Annotated in this window: 17 protein-coding genes; 1 reads left to right on the forward strand and 16 read right to left on the reverse strand. The window is 37.9% G+C overall.

The genetic code is table 11. The annotated features are described in order from the left end of the window. Positions 1-50 precede the first annotated feature (50 nt). The 16 genes from ruvA to DSM03_RS01180 form a co-directional block, all read right to left on the reverse strand. Positions 51-632 carry a Holliday junction branch migration protein RuvA gene (ruvA, locus tag DSM03_RS01105; RefSeq protein WP_128761535.1) on the reverse strand — a complete coding sequence of 194 codons (582 nt, stop codon included), beginning with the start codon at positions 630-632 and terminating at the stop codon, positions 51-53. Positions 633-706: 74 nt separating this feature from the next. After that, complete coding sequence (locus DSM03_RS01110) at positions 707-3,016, reverse strand: NADP-dependent malic enzyme (RefSeq protein ID WP_128761536.1); 2,310 nt, start codon at positions 3,014-3,016, stop codon at positions 707-709. Between the two features lie 72 nt (positions 3,017-3,088). Beyond that, positions 3,089-4,018 (reverse strand): carbohydrate kinase family protein, encoded by a 930-nt coding sequence (locus DSM03_RS01115; RefSeq protein WP_128761537.1) that lies wholly within the window; start codon positions 4,016-4,018, stop codon positions 3,089-3,091. Further along, positions 4,015-5,187, reverse strand: a complete 1,173-nt coding sequence (locus DSM03_RS01120) for a glycoside hydrolase 100 family protein (protein ID WP_128761538.1) — start codon at positions 5,185-5,187, stop codon at positions 4,015-4,017. Before DSM03_RS01120 ends, DSM03_RS01115 begins: the two co-directional genes overlap by 4 nt. Next, on the reverse strand, positions 5,188-6,666 hold the full coding sequence (locus DSM03_RS01125; RefSeq protein WP_128761539.1) for an MFS transporter: 1,479 nt from the start codon (positions 6,664-6,666) through the stop codon (positions 5,188-5,190). 157 nt (positions 6,667-6,823) lie between these two features. Beyond that, on the reverse strand, positions 6,824-7,756 hold the full coding sequence (queG, locus tag DSM03_RS01130; RefSeq protein ID WP_128761540.1) for a tRNA epoxyqueuosine(34) reductase QueG: 933 nt from the start codon (positions 7,754-7,756) through the stop codon (positions 6,824-6,826). Then, positions 7,753-9,075 (reverse strand): cytochrome P450, encoded by a 1,323-nt coding sequence (locus DSM03_RS01135; protein ID WP_128761541.1) that lies wholly within the window; start codon positions 9,073-9,075, stop codon positions 7,753-7,755. The genes queG and DSM03_RS01135 overlap by 4 nt, the downstream gene beginning before the upstream one ends. Positions 9,076-9,078: 3 nt before the next feature. Next, on the reverse strand, positions 9,079-10,101 hold the full coding sequence (gene ruvB / locus DSM03_RS01140; RefSeq protein WP_128761542.1) for a Holliday junction branch migration DNA helicase RuvB: 1,023 nt from the start codon (positions 10,099-10,101) through the stop codon (positions 9,079-9,081). A gap of 121 nt (positions 10,102-10,222) precedes the next feature. After that, positions 10,223-12,049: a cytochrome c oxidase subunit I gene (locus DSM03_RS01145; RefSeq protein WP_201740390.1), complete on the reverse strand. Its 1,827-nt coding sequence runs from the start codon at positions 12,047-12,049 to the stop codon at positions 10,223-10,225. 26 nt (positions 12,050-12,075) lie between these two features. Beyond that, positions 12,076-13,143, reverse strand: a complete 1,068-nt coding sequence (locus DSM03_RS01150; protein WP_128761543.1) for a cytochrome c oxidase subunit II — start codon at positions 13,141-13,143, stop codon at positions 12,076-12,078. Positions 13,144-13,169: 26 nt separating this feature from the next. Then, on the reverse strand, positions 13,170-14,534 hold the full coding sequence (locus DSM03_RS01155) for a quinol:cytochrome C oxidoreductase (protein WP_128761544.1): 1,365 nt from the start codon (positions 14,532-14,534) through the stop codon (positions 13,170-13,172). Between the two features lie 23 nt (positions 14,535-14,557). Further along, positions 14,558-15,217: a c-type cytochrome gene (locus DSM03_RS01160; protein ID WP_128761545.1), complete on the reverse strand. Its 660-nt coding sequence runs from the start codon at positions 15,215-15,217 to the stop codon at positions 14,558-14,560. A gap of 3 nt (positions 15,218-15,220) precedes the next feature. Continuing rightward, positions 15,221-15,760 carry a DUF3341 domain-containing protein gene (locus DSM03_RS01165; protein WP_128761546.1) on the reverse strand — a complete coding sequence of 180 codons (540 nt, stop codon included), beginning with the start codon at positions 15,758-15,760 and terminating at the stop codon, positions 15,221-15,223. A gap of 2 nt (positions 15,761-15,762) precedes the next feature. Next, the gene (gene nrfD, locus DSM03_RS01170; protein ID WP_128761547.1) at positions 15,763-17,550 is read right to left on the reverse strand and encodes an NrfD/PsrC family molybdoenzyme membrane anchor subunit; all 1,788 of its coding nucleotides are present in this window, start codon (positions 17,548-17,550) and stop codon (positions 15,763-15,765) included. Between the two features lie 32 nt (positions 17,551-17,582). Next, a complete protein-coding gene (locus tag DSM03_RS01175) occupies positions 17,583-20,669 on the reverse strand; it encodes a TAT-variant-translocated molybdopterin oxidoreductase (RefSeq protein ID WP_128761548.1) in 3,087 nt (1,028 codons plus the stop codon). A 59-nt stretch (positions 20,670-20,728) separates the two neighbouring features. After that, positions 20,729-22,072, reverse strand: a complete 1,344-nt coding sequence (locus DSM03_RS01180; RefSeq protein ID WP_128761549.1) for a c-type cytochrome — start codon at positions 22,070-22,072, stop codon at positions 20,729-20,731. A gap of 220 nt (positions 22,073-22,292) precedes the next feature. On the opposite strand from DSM03_RS01180, the gene DSM03_RS01185 reads away from it, so the two are divergent. Next, entirely contained in the window at positions 22,293-22,679 is a 387-nt protein-coding gene (locus tag DSM03_RS01185; RefSeq protein WP_128761550.1) for an SPOR domain-containing protein, read from the forward strand. The last annotated feature ends 70 nt before the right edge of the window (positions 22,680-22,749 follow it).

Genomic DNA, 22,749 nt, shown 5'->3' on the forward strand with positions numbered 1-22,749 from the left:
AGCAATAGCAATTGTAAGGAAAACCAGCGTAGTTTTGTAACCAATGTCTATTATAGTTTTTTAAGTGCCAACTTTATAATTGTTTCTACAGAAGCTTGAGGGTCTTCGCGCACAATACCATCACACACTTTCTCTGCTTGCTTTCGCGCAAAACCAAGCGTCTCTAAAGCTGATAACGCTTCATCATTGTTGGTATTGCTTGCAAGCTGAGAAACTTCATTAATATCATACACTTTAAGAATCTTATCTTTTAGGTCTAAAATGACACGCTGCGCCGTTTTAGCTCCAATCCCTTTGACACCCTGTATCGTTCTCACATCTCCGTTAGCGATAGCCTGTTTAACCTGACTGGGATCTAATGAAGACAACATCGTACGGGCGATACTTGTACCTACACCACTTACAGAAATAAGCAGTTTAAAAATCTCTCGTTCAGATTTATGAGAAAAGCCATAAAGAGTATGAGAATCTTCTTTGATATGGAGATAGGTATACAACATAATACTTTCTCCTTCAGGAAGAAGCGAAAAAGTATGTAAAGATATATTTACAAAATAACCTACCCCGTTACACTCGATAACGACATCGGTATGATTTTTTTCGACTAACTTACCCCTTAAGAATGTAATCATGTGCTATAAAAAACGTTAAGGCTTCAAATGTACTAAAATAATTGAGCACACCTGAAGCCTAAAATTTAAGAAACTTATGCTTTAACGCTATCTCCTAGAAGCTCTTCCTGAAGTCTTTTTCCTTTTTGTTGAGCATCAATTACTGCAACGGCAGACATATTTACGATCTCATCTACACTTGCACCTAGCTGAAGCACGTGAACGGGTTTCTTCATCCCCATCATAATAGGCCCAATATTATCTGCTTTATTGAGTTCTTTGATCATTTTATAGGTAATATTTGCTGAATCTATATTAGAAAAAACAAGCGTATTTACCTTTCTACCAGCAAGTTTAGAAAACGGGAATTTGCTTTTTAGCAAATCAGAATTTAACGCAAAATCTGCTTGCAACTCGCCGTCTACAGCTAATTCCGGATAAAATTTATGTAAGTAAGAGACTGCTTCACGCACTTTATCAGCCTGAGGATTCTTTGAAGAACCAAAGTTTGAATATGAGATCATTGCAATTACAGGTTCCATCCCAAACAAACGCACCGTACGAGCGGTCATCAACGCAATCTTTGCAAGTTCTTTTGCTGAAGGTTCAATATTGATAGAAGTATCTGCTAAAAACAAGGGCCCTCTGTTTGTATTCATCAAGTTTGCTGCAGCAACTTTCTGAACATTAGGCGCAGAACCTATAACTTCTAAAACCGGTTTAACTGCAGAAGGATAACTACTGCTATACCCCGTGATCATCGCATCTACATCTCCTTGCTTCACCATCATTGACGCATAATAATTACGCTGTCTCAACAACTTTTGAGCATCATATAAAGTCACACCTTTACGCTTACGTTCTTGCCAATATAGATGAGCATATTCGTTAAGTTTCGGTTTTTCTTCGGGGGTTTTAGGATCTATAATCTGAATATCTGCATCAAAATCAAGTTCTTCCATTAATTCAACGATTGTCTCGCGATTCCCTAATAAAACCGGAGTTCCAATTCCGTCATCATACACAATTTGAGCAGCCTTAAGCACATCAAGTTGGTCTGCTTCGGCATATACAATACGTTTAGGCTCTGTTTTAGCACGGTTGAGTATAAGACGCACAATTTTGTTATCTGAGCCCATTCGCTCTAAGAGTTCGTCTTCATATTTTAACCAATCTGTAATAGGCTCTCTCGCCACACCACTTTCCATTGCTGCTTTTGCCACGGCTGGTGGAACCTTTGTAATCAATCTAGGATCAAAAGGTTTGGGAATAATATATTCTCTACTAAAGTTCAATCGGGTTTCACCATAAGCAATATTCACCTGCTCAGGAACAGATTCTTTTGCGAGCTCGGCAAGGGCTGTAACCGCTGCCATTTTCATTTCTTCATTAATTTTAGTAGCACGCACATCTAATGCTCCTCTAAAAATAAACGGGAAACCAAGCACATTATTCACTTGGTTAGGATGATCAGAACGGCCCGTCGCCATTATGATATCGTCACGCGTATCCATCGCAAGATTGTAATCAATCTCAGGGTTAGGATTTGCCATTGCAAATACAATTGCATTGGGTGCCATAGCTTTTAGCATTTCTGGCGAAACGATATCTGCTATAGAAAGACCTATAAACACATCTGCATCTACCATCGCCTCATCAAGCGTATCTATTTTTCGGTCTGAAGCAAACTCTGCTTTCTCAGAAGAAAGACTTTGGCGATCGCTACGAATTACTCCTTTACTATCTAGCATTACAATATTCTCTGCTTTTGCACCAAAAGCTTTGTAAAGTCTGGTACAGGAAACAGCTGCAGCTCCGGCTCCACTCACAACAATGCGAATTTCATCCATCTTTTTATTTGTAAGCTCTACTGCATTTAGTAAAGCTGCCGCAGAAATAATAGCAGTACCATGCTGATCATCGTGCATCACCGGAATATCTAATTCCTCTTTTAGTCTTCGTTCTATCTCAAAAGCTTCGGGAGCTTTAATGTCTTCAAGATTGATTCCTCCGAAAGTAGGCGCAATATTTTTAACCGTTGCAATGAACTCATCTACATTTTTAGTGTCTACTTCAATATCAAAAACGTCAATACCCGCAAAAATCTTAAAAAGCAAGCCTTTACCTTCCATCACGGGTTTTGAAGCTTCGGGACCTATATCTCCTAGACCCAATACTGCTGTTCCGTTAGAAATTACAGCAACAAGATTTCCTTTTGCAGTATATTTGTAAGCATTCTCTTTATCTTTTTCAATCTCAAGACAAGGCTCTGCAACCCCCGGCGAATAGGCTAACGACAAGTCGCGTTGTGAAGAATATTTTTTAGTAGGAACTACTGCAATTTTACCCGGTGTAGGTTTTGCGTGATAGACTAAAGCCTCTCGGCGCTTACTTTCTTTACTCATATTTAAGTTGTTTACTCGTATTACAAAAGTAAACCTATTATTCAATCAGACTAAGAATTTACAAGGTTTCCTTTAGCTAATTTCTGTCAAAACATCAATATCTGAAGGAATAACTCCTAAATGCTGAAGTTTTAAAGCTGCCATTTTTAAAGCTGTTTCGGCAGCTTTTTTATCTGAAGCTTTCTGCATGTAACTGTATAGAAATCCAGACCAAAATGCATCGCCTGCACCAGTTGCATCAGCTACAAATTCTAGTTTTAAGGCTGGAAGCGTTATCACAGCATTTCCTTTTCTTGAAAGTTTTACTCCCTCTGCACCTAGGGTTAAACACACCAAATCAACACCATTGGCATGAAAAAAATCAAAAATCTCTTGGTGCGGTTTATGTTCTGTAAAAAGTCTAAACATATCGTCTTCACTTATTTTGACCAAAGGGTTATAGCTGCAATACTCTTTGATCACCCTTAGGCCTTCTTCACGATCTGGCCAGATCCGCTCGCTATAATTGACATCGATACTCAACTGCAACCCTAACTCTGAAGCTTCTTTTGCTGCTCGTAAAATTGTTTGTTGTGCCGGATATTTACTAAGCGCAAAACACGTGGTATGAAAAATTTTAGCCTGTTTCAATAAAGCTGTTGGCAGTTGTTCTGAAACCAACTCCTTGTCTGCTTCACGATAGGCTATAAAATCTGGAGTTCCGGTGGTTTTTGAAACGAATATCACGCTAGTAGGAAAATCATTCCGTATCGCTACCCCTTCCGTATTCAGATTTAAATCGTTTAATTTTTGCTGGACAAAATCTCCTAATCCATCTTTACCTATCGCACAAACCAATCTGGAATTTAAGCCGAGTCGTTTTGTATTAACCGCAACATTTGTGGGACTTCCTCCTAAAAAACGCTGAAAACTTTCGGTCTCTGAGAGAGATACATTTTCTTGAATCCCTATAAAATCTAGGAGAATTTCCCCCACGCAAATAATGTCAATTTCCTTTTTCATAAAAAAAGTGTGTTTCCTTGTAGCGCCTGATGCACTAATACTGCTCCCGCCGCACTCCAAGTACAATATGGCACTCCATTAGGCTCACCGGTTTTAGAATTGAAATTTTCATAAAAAGACCATTTCTCTTTTGCATTCAGCTTGTCAATCTGGCTCAAAACCTCTTCGGCAAGCTCTTTTTTTCCCTGCTTAACAAGTCCCATAGCATAAAAACCATTCACCATCTGCCACGTCCCTCCATTATGGAATTCGTACGGGTAATTCCTAAATTCGTATTTACAATTGTTAATTAAAAATCTCCAGTCTTCATCACCTTCTTTGATTACCGGCCAAAATGCAGGCAATAATTGCGTAGCTAAGCTTTTACGTGTAGCCTCAGTATAATCTATAAGTTGCGTTTTATCTTGATCATTGCCTAGGTCTAGCATCAGCGCAAGGCTATTTGCAAAAGCATCAAATTGTGTTTGATAACCAGCAGGCTCTAATGATGCAACCCAATATGGTTTCTCATTTAAAGCAGCATACGCTTTAGGGTGATATACTCCCTCTTGTGAACCTCGTTGTTTATAATTCTTAGTGAGTTTTGCTGTAATAGCCTCCAGTTTTTTTGAAAGAGCAGCATCTGCGTGAAGCTTCAAATACGACCGCATTGCCCAAACCCGAAGTAATTGATCATATAAAATAAAACCCTGAGTAGGATATTCATCTGCCCAGTTTCCGCTTCGCGGAACATACATCAAATCCCCATCGTTATATTCCCAACTGTGCATCAATTCAAAACCTCTTAAAAGATGCGGCTTCATCATTCTCATAAATGCTGAATCTTCTGTTTTGAGTACATATTGACACACACCTATTATAAACCACGACACCGTATCAACACGGCCAGCAAGACCACCAAAACTAAGTTCGACTTTTGCTTCTGTAAAATACACATTAGAAGGTATACTACCCAGATTATGCTGATGTTCTGCCAGAGTAATTAGCGTTTGCTTAAAGGCTTCTACCAGTTTTGAATCTCCATCAACCAAACCGGCAAGGCCACATATCACACCGTCTCTAGCCCAAACCCTGCGATAATTTGCAATATCATTTGCACTGGCAAGAAATCCTTTTTCCGTAACAACTCTATGAAGTAAATCTATTGCTTGAGAATATGCTGTTGTCATTTAGTTCATCTTAATTTCATCTGAAGAATAGCTCTTTTTTAACCGCAAAGCTAGTATTGCAGCAATGATAAAGAACACCCCTCCAAGAAGAATTGCATTAATTGCATCGTTACCCAAAAGATTTTTAATTATAGGGCCAAAGGTTACCGTTTGTATCAACATAGGGATCACGATCATCATATTTACAATCCCCATATAAACGCCTCGCTTTTCTTCGGGAATTACTTTAGAAACCATCGCATAGGGTATTCCCATCATTGCCGCCCAACCTATACCAAACAAGATCATCGGGATGAGTAATGCATATTCGTTTTTAATATATGGCATACTTAACATAGCAACACCTGTAAAAACCAGACTCATCACATAAACGTTGCGCGAGCCGTATTTTTTAGCAAAAGGAACTAATGCGAGTGCCACAATCATGGTTACAAAATTATAAGTCCCATTCATCAAACCAGTTTGAGCCAGGGCTTGCTCAGAAACCATCTGAAAGTTTTGCGCAAAAGCCGTATCACCTGTACCTACTACCCCACCGCTGCGGCAGGCTTCCATAATACCTTCAAAACGCTGATTATCTTCTTCTGTTATTCCATAAATACTGCTTCGCAACATCGGGGTTATAAACTGCCAATACACAAACAAGGCATACCATTGAAAGAAATAAACTGCCGCCAGTTTTTGCATCATCTTTGGCATTTTACCTATCGCTCCAATAATTTCAGTAAAAGGTTCTTTTATGCGATCAATAAAATTAGACTCTCGTTTTTCGCGTTTCAGCTCTGCTAAAGCTTCGTCAGAAGGCGGAATTTCTGGTGTTTTCCATACTGACCAGGATATAGTTCCTACTGAAGCGATTGCACCTAAAAAGAAGGAATAATAAACCCAGGTTGGGATATTGGAAACAGTTTCTGTTGCTGTGCTGCACAATGCTGCACTTTGATCTGCCGGAGCTCCAAACCAATCCTGAAACAAAAACAGTGAGAAGTTAGCAATGGTTATACCAGCACCTACAAAGAGACTTTGCATTTGATAACCAAAGGTAATCTGATCATCATTCAATTTATCACCCACAAAAGCCCGATACGGTTCCATTGCCGTATTATTTGCTACATCAAGAATCCACAAAAGACCTACTGCAAACCATAACTCTGGACTGAATGGAAAAGCAAAGAGACATAAACTACCCAAAATTGCTCCTATTAAAAAGAAAGGTTTTCTTCGTCCGCCCCATTTAGGCAACCAGGTCTTATCTGAAATCGCACCAATTATAGGCTGAATCAAAAGTCCGGTAACGGGACCTGCAAGATTTAACAATGGTAAATCTGCGTGGTCCGCACCCAGAAAAGAAAATATAGGATTGATAGCTGTTTGCTGCAGACCGAAACTAAACTGAATACCAAAAAAACCGACATTCATATTCCAAATCTGCCAAAAGGAAAGATTCGGTTTCTTTAAAGCACTTAAAAATTTATTCATAAGTGGGTGTAATAAACTAGAAGATCATTTTAGCTTGAGATGAGCAATTTTGCCTTTTTACTAATTTCAAACGTTTTCATTAATTAAAACAATAATTTAAGGTTTCAATATACAAGAATACAGAAATATATTCCTTAAAAACTTAAGAAAATATTAACTATTGTTTATTATCTAAAAACTCAATATTCCGCACCAGTCCTGAGTACTTAGTGCGCTTTACAGGAGATTTTCTAAATATTTCAGAAAACAACTCTTGTGTTAACTCACGCCATTCTTTTTTAGAATTCTCCAGAATTTGAGGTTTAGGGTTGAAAAGAGGTTCAGAGTGCGGCTTAGAGAATCGGTTCCAAGGACAAACATCTTGACATACATCACAACCAAACATCCAATCATCCATCTTATCCTGAGCATAATCTGGGATTTCATTTTTAAGTTCTATCGTATAATAACTGATGCACTTACTACCATCTACAATATACGGATCAACAATAGCTTGTGTGGGACACGCGTCTATACAAGCAGTACACGAACCACAATGATCTGTCACTGGTGTATCATACTCAAGATCTAAGTCAATAATCAATTCTGCGATAAAATAAAACGAACCTACTTGTTTAGTGAGTAAATTGCTGTGTTTACCTACCCAGCCTAATCCGCTTTTTGCCGCCCAGGCTTTATCGAGAACCGGTGCTGAGTCAACAAAAGCTCTTCCATCTACTTCACCAATATTCTCTCTGATATATTCTAAAAACTCTTTCAGCTTATCTTTAATGACAAAATGATAATCTGTTCCATAAGCATATTTAGAGATCTTAAAGGAATCTTCTCGTTGTTGTTCTTCCGGAAAATAATTAAGCAATAAGGAAACTACGCTTTTAGCTCCAGGAACAAGCAACCTAGGATCAAGACGCTTATCAAAATGGTTTTCCATATAGCGCATTTCACCGTTCATGTTTTTCTTCAGCCAGTTCTCTAACCGCGGAGCTTCTTCCTCTAAAAAGCCTGCTTGAGAAATACCACAAGACATAAAGCCAATACGTTTTGCTTCGGCTTTAATTAATCTGGTATATTCGGCTTTTTTTGTATTCAAATGTCGCGCGGAATAAAATTTAAGATAGAGTTTTTAGGCTTTAAAGTTATCAACGGATTGATCTCTATGGGCTCAGGTTTATAGGTTATTTTGAACTTTTTAATGAGTTGAGCTACCGCCAAAATCATTTCATACATCGCAAAATTATTACCGATACACATTCTAGGACCTGCACCAAAAGGATAATAATAGGGCGAATATTTCAAACTTTCATCTTCAAAACGATCCGGAATAAAATGCTCTGGGTTTTCCCAAAAATCTTCATGTCTGTGGATCTCAAAGATCGAAAACAAGATATTAGCCCCCGCTTCAATCTTAAATCCTGAAATGAAATCCTCTTCTAAACTAATACGGTCAATAAAGTATGCAGGTGGGTATAAACGCATCGACTCATTTACCACATTATTTATAAATTTCATTCCTTTCAATTGCTCCAATAAGTCAACCTCTTCTATTTGCTCAACTTCTTTAAAAACTCGCTCCTGAACATCTTGATGTCTGGCTAGTAATTCTGCAGTAAAGGTCAAGGCATTAGAAGTTGTCTCGTGACCAGCAATAAATAAAATCAAAATCTCATCAATTAATTGCTCTCGCTCCATTGCTGTGCCGTCATTATAACGTGCATCAAGTAACATATCTAAAACATCATTCTCCTTTTGTCCACTGGCGATTCGCTCATCTACTAATTTGTCAAGAATTTGACGCGCCTCTTGTGTAAGTTTTAAATTATTTCTCAGCTTACCAGATATCTTAAACCACCAGCGTAAATAAGGCTGACGTAATTCTCTCACCATCATTTTCTGAGCAGACTCCGTTATATACTGTAAGCGATTGATACTTTTCTGATCAACCGCACTACTGAATAAAGACTGAACCACGGTTTGGAAAGTTAGATCATTAAACACCGGGAAAATATCAAAGGGTTCATTGACCACCACCTTATTCAATTCTGTAGTAATAGCTTGATTTATTTTAGCAATTATCTGCGTCAATTGCTTTTTATGAAAAGCAGGCTGAATAAGCTTACGCTGCTTAGTCCAATGCTTTCCGTTTGAAGTCAACAAACCACGACCTACATACTTTGCCAGATCTTTAGTCTGAATTGGAGATTTATGATAATTTTTTTGATTTTTCTGAAGCGCATGTTGCGCAAATAATGCATCTCTGCTAAAAATAACGCTTTTAGAAAAACTGAGATTCAGACGAAAAGTATCACCCTTCTCTCTAAAGTTTTGATGATGAAAAGGTAACGGGTTTTTTAAAATTTTAAGTGCCGATCTAAAAAACTGCAGGATAGAAACTTCTGGAATCTTTTGCATAGTCTAAAACAAACCTCCCTGAACAGGACCTTTGACTCTATTAAGATGTTTATACGCTGCTTCAGTAACCTCTCGCCCACGTGGAGTACGTATAATAAATCCTTGCTGAATAAGGAACGGCTCATAAACTTCCTCGATGGTTTCGCCACTTTCAGAAACAGCTGTTGCGAGAGTGGTAATCCCAACCGGACCACCCTTAAATTTATCGATAATAGTTGCGAGAATCTTGTTATCCATTTCATCTAAACCGTGCGCATCTACATTTAAAGCTTTTAGACCAAAACGTGCAATTTCAATATCTATAGTTCCATTACCTTTAATCTCTGCAAAGTCACGCACACGACGCAACAATGCATTTGCAATACGAGGTGTACCGCGGCTTCTACCTGCAATTTCAATAGCAGCTTGCATACCTATAGGCACTTGTAAAATATCCGCACTACGTTGAACAATAGTAGTTAGCAACTCTGTATTATAATACTGAAGACGCGAAGAAATACCGAACCGTGCTCGCATAGGAGCAGTTAACAGTCCCGAACGAGTAGTTGCTCCTATAAGTGTAAAAGGATTCAAATTGATCTGAACGGTCCGAGCATTCGGTCCGCTTTCAATCATTATATCAATCTTGTAATCCTCCATAGCCGAGTATAAATACTCTTCAACTATAGGACTCAATCTGTGAATTTCATCTATAAATAAAACATCACGTTCTTCTAAGTTGGTAAGTAACCCTGCAAGATCACCTGGTTTATCTAAAACAGGACCAGATGTTACCTTGATACTAACACCTAATTCGTTTGCTAAGATGTTTGCTAAAGTTGTTTTACCTAATCCAGGAGGGCCGTGAAAGAGCGTGTGATCTAATGCCTCGCCCCTTCGATTTGCAGCTTGAACAAATATCTCTAGATTTTCAATAACTTGCTCTTGACCAGTAAAATCTCCAAAGCTAAGCGGCCTTAAGGCACGTTCTATATCATACTCTTCAGGAGTAAACCCCTCCCCACTTGCATCTAAATTCTCATTCATAACGTAAAGATACTAAATAGGCTTTTTGAAAATATAGCCAATTTATCAAAAGCAGAAATAAATATAATTACAAATAAAAAAGCCCGCCAATAGCGAGCTTTTTTATTTGTAGTATTTGAATCTAGTGATTCATTTCTTCTTCATTTTCCTGAAGTGGAACAGTCTGCGGAACAAAGTCCTGACCTGCTATTACATAATCTGTCTCATCTTCATTCAATTTACTATAGTCATAAGGCCAACGGTAAACTGAAGGTAAATCTCCAGCCCAGTTACCATGTATATGCTTTAATTCTGTAGTCCATTCTAATGTATTGGATTTCCAAGGGTTTTTAGGTCCTTTCTTTCCGTAGAAAATAGACGAAATAAAGTTATATAAGAATACAAGTTGTACAGCAGCTGTTATGATTGCAGCAACCGTAATCATCATATTAACATCTGCCAAATCATCAAAGTATGGGAAAGCAGTGTTAGAATAATAACGTCTTGGCAGACCAGCCATACCTATAAAGTGCATCGGAAAAAACACCGCGTAAGAACCTATCGCAGTCACCCAGAAGTGAACATAACCTAAATTCTTATTAAGCATCTTACCTTCAAACATTTTAGGGAACCAGTGATAAACACCAGCAAATAGACCATAAAGTGCAGATATACCCATTACCAAGTGGAAATGCGCCACTACGAAATAGGTGTCATGAACGTTTATATCTAGTGTACTATCTCCTAAAATAATTCCAGTTAAACCACCAGTAATGAAAGTTGAAACTAAACCTATTGAGAATAGCATTGCAGGGTTCATCTGTAGATTACCCTTCCATAAAGTAGTTATATAGTTAAACGCTTTTACTGCAGATGGGATCGCGATCAACAATGTGGTAAATGTAAATACAGAACCTAAGAATGGATTCATACCTGATACGAACATATGATGACCCCACACAATAGTAGATAAGAAAGCAATTGCAAGTATTGAGGCTATCATCGCACGATAACCAAAGATAGGCTTACGGGAGTTTGTCGCGATAACTTCTGATGAAATACCTAACGCAGGTAATAATACAATATATACCTCAGGGTGACCTAAGAACCAAAATAAGTGCTCAAATAAAACCGGAGAACCACCGCTATTATGTAATACTTCACCACCTATATATATATCTGAAAGAAAGAAAGAAGTACCAAAACTTCTATCCATAATTAAAAGTAAGGCTGCAGATAATAATACAGGAAACGAAACAATACCAATAATTGCAGTTACAAAAAAGGCCCATATGGTTAATGGAAGTCTAGTCATAGACATACCTTTAGTACGTAAATTAATAACAGTAACCACATAGTTTAATGATCCAAGCAACGAAGATGCTATAAAAAATGCCATTGAAACTAGCCAAAGAGTCATCCCTGCACCAGACGCTGAAATAGATTCAGGAAGCGCACTTAATGGTGGATAAATCGTCCAACCAGCAGCTGCAGGTCCTGCTTCAACAAATAAAGAAGAACACATTATTACTGCAGAAATAAAGAATAACCAATAAGAAACCATGTTTAAGAAACCAGAAGCCATATCACGCGCTCCAATTTGCAATGGAATCAATAAGTTACTAAACGTACCACTCAAACCAGCTGTAAGTACAAAGAATACCATTATAGTACCGTGAATGGTTACAAGTGAAAGATAAATACTTGGATCCATTACTCCGTCAGGAGCCCATTTACCCAAAAAAATCTCAAAAATTGTAAAGCTTTTTTCAGGCCAAGCTAATTGCATTCTAAATAGTATAGACATTGCAATACCAATGAAGCCCATTATTAAGCCAGTAATCAAATACTGCTTGGAGATCATTTTATGATCTGTACTGAAAATATATTTAGTTATAAAAGTCTGGTGATGGTCATGATGTGCGTGATCATCGTGAGCATGTTCCAAAGCTGTTGCGTTTGCTGACATATCTAGTTTCGTTTAAATAACAATTTCTATTGAGCTACACTAGCCTCAAAGGTTTTCTGAGTCTTAATCCACTTCTCATAATCTTCCTGAGACTCAACAATAATTTTCATTTGCATGTTATAATGACTTTCTCCACAAATCTTATTACACAATAAGTAATAATCAAACTCATCATAATCATCTAAAGCAGGTTCGCCGGCGGCTACCAACTTCTTACTTTTCTCTTTACGTATTTCTTGAATTGTACGCATCTTATCCTGCATATAATCCGTTTTACGTATTTCTTCTGTTGTAACTGTTGGTGTAAAAGAAAACTGAGTAATCATACCCGGAACAACGTTCATTTGAGCTCTAAAGTGAGGCATATAAGCAGAATGCAGAACGTCTTGTGATCTTAATTTAAAAATTACCTGACGCCCTACAGGCAAGTGTAATTCTTGAGTTACAACATCATCTTGACCATCTAAATCACTAGGATCTATACCTAATTGATTAATACCTTCTATAAAACGAACATTTGCATCTCCCAAGATATTATCTTCCCCAGCATAACGTGCTTTCCAGTTAAAGCGCTGTGCGTATAACTCTACTACTAATGCATCCTCATCTTCGTCAAAGTTCATAATATCAGACCAAGTAAATAGTCCGTAGATAATTAAACCAGCCAATACAATTACTGGAATAATCGTCCATATGAATTCTAGCTTATCATTGTCTGCATAAAAAAGAGCACGTTGCCCCTTTTTCCCATTGTATTTGTATGCAAAGAAATGCAATAAGAATTGTGTTATGATCTGCACTACCATAATCAAAGCAATAGATATGAACATCAAATTATCATATTTACTACCGTGTGCAGATGAAGCTTCAGGCAAATAGAACTTAGAGTAGTGCCAGAAACAATAAAACATTAAAAAGTAAAGGAAAACCATAAACATAACCATCAATTTGGCGTTGATTCGGTTATCCTTTCCGTTAGCAACTTCACCAGATTCTCCTGAAGAGTTTCCTTTAGAAAGCGCATATATTTTATTCATTTGCCATATTGCTACAGCAAAAAGAATGATTACAATAAGTACTAAAAAAACGGTCATTGTTGTGTTTTTTCTGTTCGTTGATATTAATAGTGAAAATGCTCGCTTTCTACTAAGAATGGGTTATTCTTAGGCCTCAATGATACTTTAGCTAATCCCATACCTACCATCAAGATAAATAGACCCAAGAAGAAAAGTAACGCAGCGAATTCTGTAATTCCGAATGACCAGTAAGGGCCAACAGTTGATGGCATAACCAAAAGGAATATATCTATGTAGTGACCTACAAGAATAATAACACCAGCTATTACCACAAACCAGGACACACGTTTGAAATCACTATTCATCAAAATAACAATAGGGAATACAAAGTTAATGATAATCATTCCGAAGAAGATAGGGTTGTACTCTTGTATTCTTAAGATAAAGTATGTTACTTCTTCAGGTATATTTGCGTACCAAATCAACATAAATTGACCAAACCATAAATAGGTCCAGAATACACTAAACCCAAACATAAACTTCGCAAGATCATGTAAGTGGCTATCATTTACAAATTCTAATTTACCAATAGCTTTTAAAGAAACAGTTACAATAGCTATAACGGTTACTGCAGATACAATAATACTTGCGAAAATATACCATGCAAATAGTGTACTGTACCAGTGTGGTGTCATAGACATAAACCAGTCCCAAGCCATTGTTGATTCAGTTACTATAAAGAAAGCTAAGAAATAAACTGAATACTTGAATAAGTTTTTATAAGGCTTTAAATCCTCTGCATCATCCATTGCAAGAGAGTTCTTTCTTGCAAAGTGACGATACAAATTCCACCCTATAACATAGATTATACCTCTAATTAACCAAAATGGAAAATTTAAATATCCAGATTTTTCCTGAAGAATAGAATCTTCTGCGACTAACTCATGATTTTGCCAAGGATAAAAGTGTTCTCCTGCGAATATTACTATAAGTAAAACAATAACAGATCCCGGAAGTAAATAATTGGTAATACCTTCCATCACTCTAAAGAGGACCGGAGACCAACCCGCCTGTGCTGCGGTTTGTATTGCATAAAAAACTAAAGTTCCTAGAGCGATCATCATAAAGAAAAAAGCAGCAACAAAAGCAGCAGACCAAGGCTTGGTTTGCATTTGATGTAAAACGTGCTCCATATGCTCACCATCTTCGTGCGCATCGTGTCCCAAATCTTTATCTTGAGCCATCGCGTGTTCAGAATATCCGTGCTCCTGACGAACTTCGTCAACAAAATTTGCTTCCTCGTGACTCGCTTCTTCACCAGAACCGTGATGCTCCTCATGAGAAGCCAGGATTTCGCTTGCTTCTTCAACTGTGCTGGGTACAGATAAAAATCCAAATACCAAACCTATCAGTCCAAGAACCATACAAACTATGGCGAAAAGTCTTAATTTACTTGATAACATGTACATAATTTTGAAATATCCTGCCTTTATTATTCTTCAGTTTGCGCTTCTTCTGTCATTTGATGCTCTTCAACAGGCTCATCAGCAGCAGCTGTTTGAGAAGATTCTTCATTTTCAAATGCTCTTTTAGGTTTTCCGTCAAGTGCATCTTTCAAATCAATAACATAATGATTAATCAACCACAATTCTTCTTCCGTAGTTTGAGATGCATATGACCCCATTGTGTTTAGACCATAATAAGTAACGTGATATATACTACCTTCTGTAATAGCACGACCCTGATCATTATATGCAGGAACACCTAAAACTTTTTCTCGCTTAGCTAATGTTCCTTTTCCATCACCTTTATCACCGTGGCAAATTGCACAGTAAATAGTATAAAGAGCTTTTCCTTTATTTAGATTATCTTCTGTGTATGGTACGGGATTTTTAAGATTCGCTTTTGCTGCCTCATAACCTTCCGGAGTATTTTCATAACCATAAGGCATCCAACCACGAGAAACACTACCTTCAGCAGGTTGCATCGCTTCCATTCCGTTAGGGAATACATCATAATTACCATAAGTCTCATAACTTACTTCTTCATACATGTTAGGCATGTACTGGTAATTTCTATAGTCTTTATCTTGACAAGAGGCCACTAAAACCAGCATTACCAATGAACCTAATATTTGAATACTATTTCTCATTTGTTAAGCGTGTTCTTCATTATGAATTAGACTTATCTCAGATGCACCTGTATCGTATAAAAACTTAGAAAGTGTATCAAGATCGTGATCAGCTGCATCTACTTCAATTAGAAAATGATCATCTGTTGTTCTAACATCAGGATTTTCAGCTTTTTTAAAAGGCCATATTCTACTTCTCATATAGAACGTAATAACCATCAAGTGAGCTGCAAAAAAGACAGTCAATTCAAACATAATTGGCACAAAAGCAGGCATATTCTGTAAATAAGAGAAACTAGGTTTACCACCTATGTTTCTTGGCCAGTCTTCGATCATTATAAAATTCATCATCAAAGTTGCCACACTAAGACCTATAAGTCCATAAATAAACGAGCATATAGCAAGACGTGTATGAGGAAGTCCCATTGCCTTATCTAATCCGTGAACCGGAAAAGGTGTATATACCTCAATAATTCTATAATGCTTAGAACGCAACTCTTTAACCGCTTTCATGAGAATATCATCATCATTATAAAGCACGTGTAATACGTTTCCTGATGCCATAATTATTGTTTAAGATTTTGTGCCTGACCTGCCCAATCATCGCGCTCTGCTCTACCAGGAAACGCATCGATAATCTCATCTAGAAGGTCATATTCTGTTTTTGTCATTTTACTAACCTGATCGTAGGTATAAATACCTAACTGATGTAATTTTTGCTCCAGTACTGGACCTACCCCACTGATTTTCTTCAAGTCATCTGCCGTTTGTGTTGCAGGATCATAAGTACCAATTTTAGCAAGCATTAAATCTATTTCAGATTTTTTAGATTCGGTATCAACTAATGCATCTGCATGAACAGTAGACTGATGATACGTATTAGCAGCATTTGATGCTGAAGCTAAATTTGTTCTTTCAGCATATGTAGAAGTACGAGCATCTGCAGCCGTACCTGCCAAATCTTCACCAGACTCTCTTATTCTCTTATAACGTGCTCCAGAAGACTTAAGAATACTCTTAACCTCTGCTTGTGCAATTACAGGGAATGTTCTTGCATATAATAAGAATAATACAAAGAAGAATCCTATTGTCCCAACAAATACACCTATATCTACAAAGGTAGGCTGAAACATTGACCAAGATGAAGCTAGGCGGTCTTTACTCAAACAGATTACAATAATATCAAAACGCTCAAACCACATACCTATATTGATAATCAAGGCAACGATAAAAGTCCAAACTATATTTCTTCTCCATTTCTTAACCCAAAGTGTAAGTGGCACAATAAGGTTACAAATAATAAGTGCCCAAAATGCCCACCAGTAAGGACCAGTTGCCGCACCAAAAGAAAGGTATGTGTAATTCTCATAAGGAACACCAGAATACCATCCGATAAAATATTCAGTCAAATAAGCAACCGTCACAATACCACCGGTAAGCAAGATTACTTTGTTCATAAATTCAATATGAACGATTGTTATATAATTTTCAAGATTAACAACCTTACGCATAACAAGAAGCAAGGTCTGTACCATTGCAAATCCTGAAAAAATTGCACCCGCCACAAAATATGGAGGAAAGATCGTACTATGCCATCCAGGTACTACCGAAGTAGCAAAGTCAAAAGATACAATAGTATGCACCGAAAGTACAAGTGGTGTTGCAAGACCCGCAAGAACTAATGACACTTCTTCAAAACGTTGCCAATCTTTTGCACGCCCACTCCAACCGAAACTTAATATTCCGTAGATTTTTTGTTGAAAAGGACTCTTAGTACGGTCTCTGATCATTGCAAAATCTGGCAACAACCCTGTCCACCAGAAAACCAACGACACAGAAAGATAAGTAGAAATTGCAAACACATCCCAAAGTAGGGGAGAATTGAAGTTTACCCAAAGTGAACCAAATTGGTTAGGAATAGGTAAGACCCAATATGCTAACCAAGGACGTCCCATGTGGATAATAGGAAATAAACCAGCTTGAACAACCGCAAAAATGGTCATTGCTTCTGCAGAACGGTTAATTGCCATACGCCACTTTTGACGGAATAACAATAGTACCGCTGAAATAAGCGTCCCCGCGTGACCAATACCTACCCACCAAACGAAGTTGGTTATATCCCAGGCCCAGCCTATAGTTTTGTTAAGACCCCATACTCCAATACCTGTAGACACTGTATAAACAATACAGCCAAGACCCCACAAGAATGCGATTAGCGCTATAGAAAAAACAATCCACCAAGATTTATTGGCCTTTCCTAAGATAGGAGCACCTACGTCCACGCTGATGTCGTGGTAAGATTTCTCTCCAAGAATCAAAGGCTCTCTTATGGGTGCTTCGTAGTGTGACGACATATTAATATATTGATATTTATTTTAAACTAAATTTAAGCTTCAGCAGTATTCTTAACTTTTACATGATAGAACACATTAGGCTTCACACCTATATCTTCCAGTAAATAATACTTACGTTTATCGTTTTTCAACGCTACAATTTCAGAGTCTTCCATGTTTACATCTCCAAATTTAATAGCACCGTTATCACAAGCGTTACTACAAGCAGTTGCAAACTCACCATCCTCAACAGCTCTACCCTCACGTTTAGCATCAAGAATTGTTTTCTGAGTCATTTGAATACAGAAAGAACATTTCTCCATCACACCACGAGAACGTACAGTCACGTCTGGATTAAGAACCATACGACCTAAGTCATTGTTCATATTATAATCAAACTCATCATTCTCGCTATACAAGAACCAGTTGAATCGACGTACTTTATAAGGACAGTTATTCGCACAGTAACGGGTACCTACACAACGGTTATAAGTCATTTGATTTTGACCCTGTCTACCATGACCAATTGCAGCTACCGGGCAAACAGTTTCACAAGGAGCGTGATTACAATGCTGACACATTACAGGTTGAAATGCAACCTCTGGATTATCGTAAGATTGCTTCTCAACAACAGAATAGCTATCGAAAGCTGGAAGCTCCTCAAGAGTCTTAGTTTCCTCTTCAAAAGTATCAGCAGAAGAATAGTAACGATCTATACGCAACCAGTGCATATCTCTAAAGTTTCTAACCTCTTGCTTACCTACTACAGGAACATTGTTTTCCGCGTGACAAGCAATAACACAAGCACCACAACCAGTACAAGCATTCAAGTCAATAGAAAGATTAAAATGAGGCCCCATGGTGTCATCAAAAGACTCCCAAATGTCTGCATTTTTATCACGAACAGAAATTTCAGAATGGTTGTAATCAACTTCTCCTACCGGATTCCAAGCGTGAATATCTTTAGTATTAAAAATCTCTAAAGTAGTCTCACGAACGATATCATCCGCACGACCAGCCATTGTATTTTGCATCTGCACACAAGCAAACTCATGCCATCCGCTAGCTTTCTCAATCTTAACAGATTGAGTAGCATTAAACTCTTTATATAATGGGTAAGCATTAACACCTACCTGCATTTCTTCTTGTACAGCTGCTTTTTTACCATAACCCAAAGCCAAACCAACTGAGCCAGGAGCTTGACCAGGCTGAATGTAAACCGGCACATTTTCTAAAGTAACACCATCTAAAGTAACATTCACATAGCTACCATTTAGAGCACCTTTAGATGTAATCTCATTCTCAACACCTAACTTATCAGCATCAACTTTTGACATAGTCAAATAGTTATCCCAAGAAGTTCTGGTTATAGGATCTGGAAATTCCTGCAACCAAGGATTATTGGCTTGCTGACCATCACCAAGACCTGTACTTGAATACAGAGTCAATTCATAACCAGAAGCACCACCATCTTGATTTAATGCAGCTAAAGCACTCGATAAAGAAATAGCTCCATTTTCAGAAGAACTAGACATCTCTGCAGTTTCCTCTTCTACTGAAGCTTCAACAGTACCAGTAACAAAACCATCATGTAAAGCTTGATTCCAACTTACAGAAGTATTACTCCAATTATTTTTAAGATAATCGTAATATTTCAAATCTTGACCAACCCAAGTCAACAAAGTGTCTTGAAATTGTCTTGTATTAAATAAAGGTCTAATTGTAGGCTGAGTTAAACAGATCTGACCTTTTTTTATTTCCACATCACCCCAAGATTCTAAATAATGCGGAGCAGGAGCCAGATAATTACAAAGCAAACCTGTCTCGTCTTCTTTCATATTAAAAGAAACCTTAACATCAACCTTCTCTAAACCGGTTTTAAATGCTTCCACATCAGGCAGACTATACGCCGGGTTAACACCAGCAACAAGAATAGCACCCACAGCACCAGCATTCATATCCTGAATCAATTGCTGAACCGCCTGAGCATCACCCTGACGTGTCATTTTTGGAGCTCGCACATCAATAACAGAACTACCTAGAGTCTCATTAATTGAAAGCGCAACAGCCTGAGCATTTACATCCTGAACACCTGTAACAAAAACACCTTTACTTCCGGCATTTTTTAATTGCTTTGCAGCACTCTTTACAGCCTCATCAAGCTCCGGAGAAAGACCTGTATTAGAACTACCTCCAGCAACAATACTTTGTATTGCAGCAACAGCCTTCTTCTGCTCACTAGGCGTCATCGGTACTCTCTTATCTGCATTCGCGCCAGACAAGGTCATATTTGCCTCAAACTGAACGTGACGCGACATTTTACCATCCTTTGGAACACGGCTTTTTGAATAGCTTGGCCCGAAACCACCACCCTGCCAGTCACCAAGAATATCAGCACCAACAGAGATGATTACTTCAGCTTCAGAAAAATCATAATCTGGTAATGCACGCATTCCATACTTACTTTCAAAAGCATCTAAAGCATCGTTTTCTGAAATCGCGTCATAAACCACATGTTTAACATTTGGATAAGCTGCGCTAAATTCAGAAATCAATTTTGAAGTTGAAGGACTAGCAAAAGTCTGTGTTAATAACACAATACTCTTACCTCCTAAATTATTTAATTTATCACCCAACTGACTATCTAATTCTTCCCAAGAAGCATCGGCACCATCAATTTTAGGCCCTTGTAAACGCTTAGTATCGTACATTGACAATACAGAAGCATGAACTCTTGCATTATTACCCCCTAAAGAAGCCGCAAGTTTGTTATTTTCAATTTTAATAGGTCTTCCTTCGCGTGTTTTTACCAAAACACTTGCAAAATCAAAACCATCCGCCATTGTTGTAGCATAATAATCTGCTTTACCAGGAGTAATACGCTCTGGAGCAACCACGTAAGGAATTGATTTATTCACAGGCCCTTCACACGCAGCAAGTGTTGCAGCAGCAGTAGAAAAACCTACATACTTTAAGAAATCACGACGCGTAGTAGATGAAGCATCTAACGAATCTTTATCGCCAAGAAATTCATCCATCGGAATCTCTTGCGCAAACTCATTCTGTTTAAGCGCCTCAACAATAGAGCTATTTTCATTTAGCTCCTCAACACTTTTCCAGTATTTCTTGTTTGATGACATAAAATCTATTGTTATTTATTTTGGAACGCGAGTTAGACTACACGTATTCTTAAACTCTATTAATAGTGACACTTACCACACTCAAGTCCTCCCATTTGAGCAGCAGTCAATTGCTCAACTCCATACTTCTTAGAAAGCTCTTCATGAATTTTCTCGTAATAAGGATTACCATCCATTTTTACGTTAGTCTCACGGTGACAGTTAATACACCACCCCATCGTCAATGGAGCATTTTGATACATAATTTCCATCTCCTCAACAGGACCGTGACAAGTTTGACACTGCACACCCGCTACACTCACGTGCTGAGAATGATTAAAATATGCAAAGTCAGGAAGCTTATGAATTCGAACCCATTCTACCGCCTGAGTTTCCCCAGAATAAGATTGAGTTGCAGGATCCCATCCTGTTGCCTTGTATAATTTCTGAATTTCTTTATCATAAAATTCTTTTGAGTAGTCTTCAGTAACAGAACTAAATTCTGAAGTCTGGTCTGCAACCTCACTAATACTTTTGTGACAGTTCATACAAACATTAAGAGAAGGTATACCTGAAGTTTTGCTAGTTCTGGCAGAAGAGTGACAATACTTACACTCAATCTGATTATCACCTGCGTGAATTCTATGTGAATAATGAATCGGCTGAATTGGCTGATAACCCTGATCAACACCCACCTGCATCATCCATCCGTAAGCAAAGTAAGCTCCGCCCAACAAAAGAACAATTACCGAAACCAAAACAAGGAATTGATTTTCAACAAAAGCTTTCCAGATTGGCTTGCGAGATTCTTTAACAGGAAGCTCAACACCTTGCGCTACCGCAAACTTTCTAAGCGTATTGTTCACAAGAAACAGCACTGCCACAAGCATAACCAATACAACAGCAAGAATTGCAAGTATGATCGTACTTGAAACACCACCACCTCCACCTTGACCAGCACCACCAGCTGCGTTAACAGGAGCAACAGGCTCTGGTTTAGGAGTATCAGTATACGCTAAGATATCATCAATATCAGCATTAGTCAATTGCGGAAACAAGTTCATCGCAGTCCCACTATACTCTTCATAAATAGCTATAGCTTCAGGATCTCCTGAATCTCTCAACTCTTTATTGTTTTTGATCCAACGATACAACCAATCTCTGTCGCGACGCTCAGTAACATCATACAAAGCCGGCCCAGTTGCACGACTGTATAATTTATGACACGCAGCACAGTTAGCGTTAAACAAAGCTTTTCCGGCAGTGGCATCACCACCCTGAGCAGCAGCTGTGGTTTCTGACTCAGCAGCACCCTCATCAGTTGTTGCATCTTGAGCAAACACAATTGATGAAAAAGAAAGCAATAATGCTAAAGTGATTAAAGAAAATCGAGAAGCTGAATTAAGGTATTTACCCTGTTTCATAGTATGATAGAATTGTCATCTTAGCGCGGCACCAATCTGGGTGATTAAAAGCATCTACAAACTAGAAATAATGCCGACAAATTTGATGGCAAAAGTAAGACTTAGAAGTGGATTTTTGAAGTGTTAGTAAAGCGTTAAAAGGTAATTTATATAAGTTCTAAATAATAAAAACTACACATTTTGAGTTATAACTTTTACTTTTGCTTAAACATTTTTTCTTATGAAAAGAACTCTTATAAAACTTACTATATCCTGCCTTTTTGGTGGATTTTTAACATCTTCAACATACAGTCAGTCAGCAAACTCACGTATTATTCAAGACGACAGACTACCTGAATTACTGAGACTTAAGTCTGAAATGACCGCTAATGATGAACTGACAGACCGCTATAAAATTCAGCTATTTTACGGCAATATTACCGAAGCAAATAAAATACACAGCAAGTACAATTCTCAGTATGCCGAATGGAAGCCCAAAATCGTTTATGAGAGCCCTAACTATAAAGTTTGGGTAGGAAACTTCAGAAACCGACTTGAAGCAGACCAAGCGCTTTTACAGATCCAAAAAAACTTCCCAAATGCTTTTGTAATGAAACCAGAACGTTAGAACTAACGTGAAGCTTAAATAAAAAAAAGCCCTTGAAAATCTCAAGGGCTTTTTTTATTACTATCAGGAA

Origin of the sequence: Leeuwenhoekiella aestuarii, assembly GCF_004104055.1 — a bacterium.
Lineage (GTDB): Bacteria > Bacteroidota > Bacteroidia > Flavobacteriales > Flavobacteriaceae > Leeuwenhoekiella > Leeuwenhoekiella aestuarii.

Bases quoted from the DNA above. Each gene is read 5' to 3' on its own strand.
- ruvA (WP_128761535.1), bottom strand. From the start codon at position 632: ATGATTACATTCTTAAGGGGTAAGTTAGTCGAAAAAAATCATACCGAT.
- DSM03_RS01110 (WP_128761536.1), bottom strand. From the start codon at position 3,016: ATGAGTAAAGAAAGTAAGCGCCGAGAGGCTTTAGTCTATCACGCAAAA.
- DSM03_RS01115 (WP_128761537.1), bottom strand. From the start codon at position 4,018: ATGAAAAAGGAAATTGACATTATTTGCGTGGGGGAAATTCTCCTAGAT.
- DSM03_RS01120 (WP_128761538.1), bottom strand. From the start codon at position 5,187: ATGACAACAGCATATTCTCAAGCAATAGATTTACTTCATAGAGTTGTT.
- DSM03_RS01125 (WP_128761539.1), bottom strand. From the start codon at position 6,666: ATGAATAAATTTTTAAGTGCTTTAAAGAAACCGAATCTTTCCTTTTGG.
- DSM03_RS01135 (WP_128761541.1), bottom strand. From the start codon at position 9,075: ATGCAAAAGATTCCAGAAGTTTCTATCCTGCAGTTTTTTAGATCGGCA.
- ruvB (WP_128761542.1), bottom strand. From the start codon at position 10,101: ATGAATGAGAATTTAGATGCAAGTGGGGAGGGGTTTACTCCTGAAGAG.
- DSM03_RS01145 (WP_201740390.1), bottom strand. From the start codon at position 12,049: ATGTCAGCAAACGCAACAGCTTTGGAACATGCTCACGATGATCACGCA.
- DSM03_RS01150 (WP_128761543.1), bottom strand. From the start codon at position 13,143: ATGACCGTTTTTTTAGTACTTATTGTAATCATTCTTTTTGCTGTAGCA.
- DSM03_RS01155 (WP_128761544.1), bottom strand. From the start codon at position 14,534: ATGTACATGTTATCAAGTAAATTAAGACTTTTCGCCATAGTTTGTATG.
- DSM03_RS01160 (WP_128761545.1), bottom strand. From the start codon at position 15,217: ATGAGAAATAGTATTCAAATATTAGGTTCATTGGTAATGCTGGTTTTA.
- DSM03_RS01165 (WP_128761546.1), bottom strand. From the start codon at position 15,760: ATGGCATCAGGAAACGTATTACACGTGCTTTATAATGATGATGATATT.
- nrfD (WP_128761547.1), bottom strand. From the start codon at position 17,550: ATGTCGTCACACTACGAAGCACCCATAAGAGAGCCTTTGATTCTTGGA.
- DSM03_RS01175 (WP_128761548.1), bottom strand. From the start codon at position 20,669: ATGTCATCAAACAAGAAATACTGGAAAAGTGTTGAGGAGCTAAATGAA.
- DSM03_RS01180 (WP_128761549.1), bottom strand. From the start codon at position 22,072: ATGAAACAGGGTAAATACCTTAATTCAGCTTCTCGATTTTCTTTAATC.
- DSM03_RS01185 (WP_128761550.1), top strand. From the start codon at position 22,293: ATGAAAAGAACTCTTATAAAACTTACTATATCCTGCCTTTTTGGTGGA.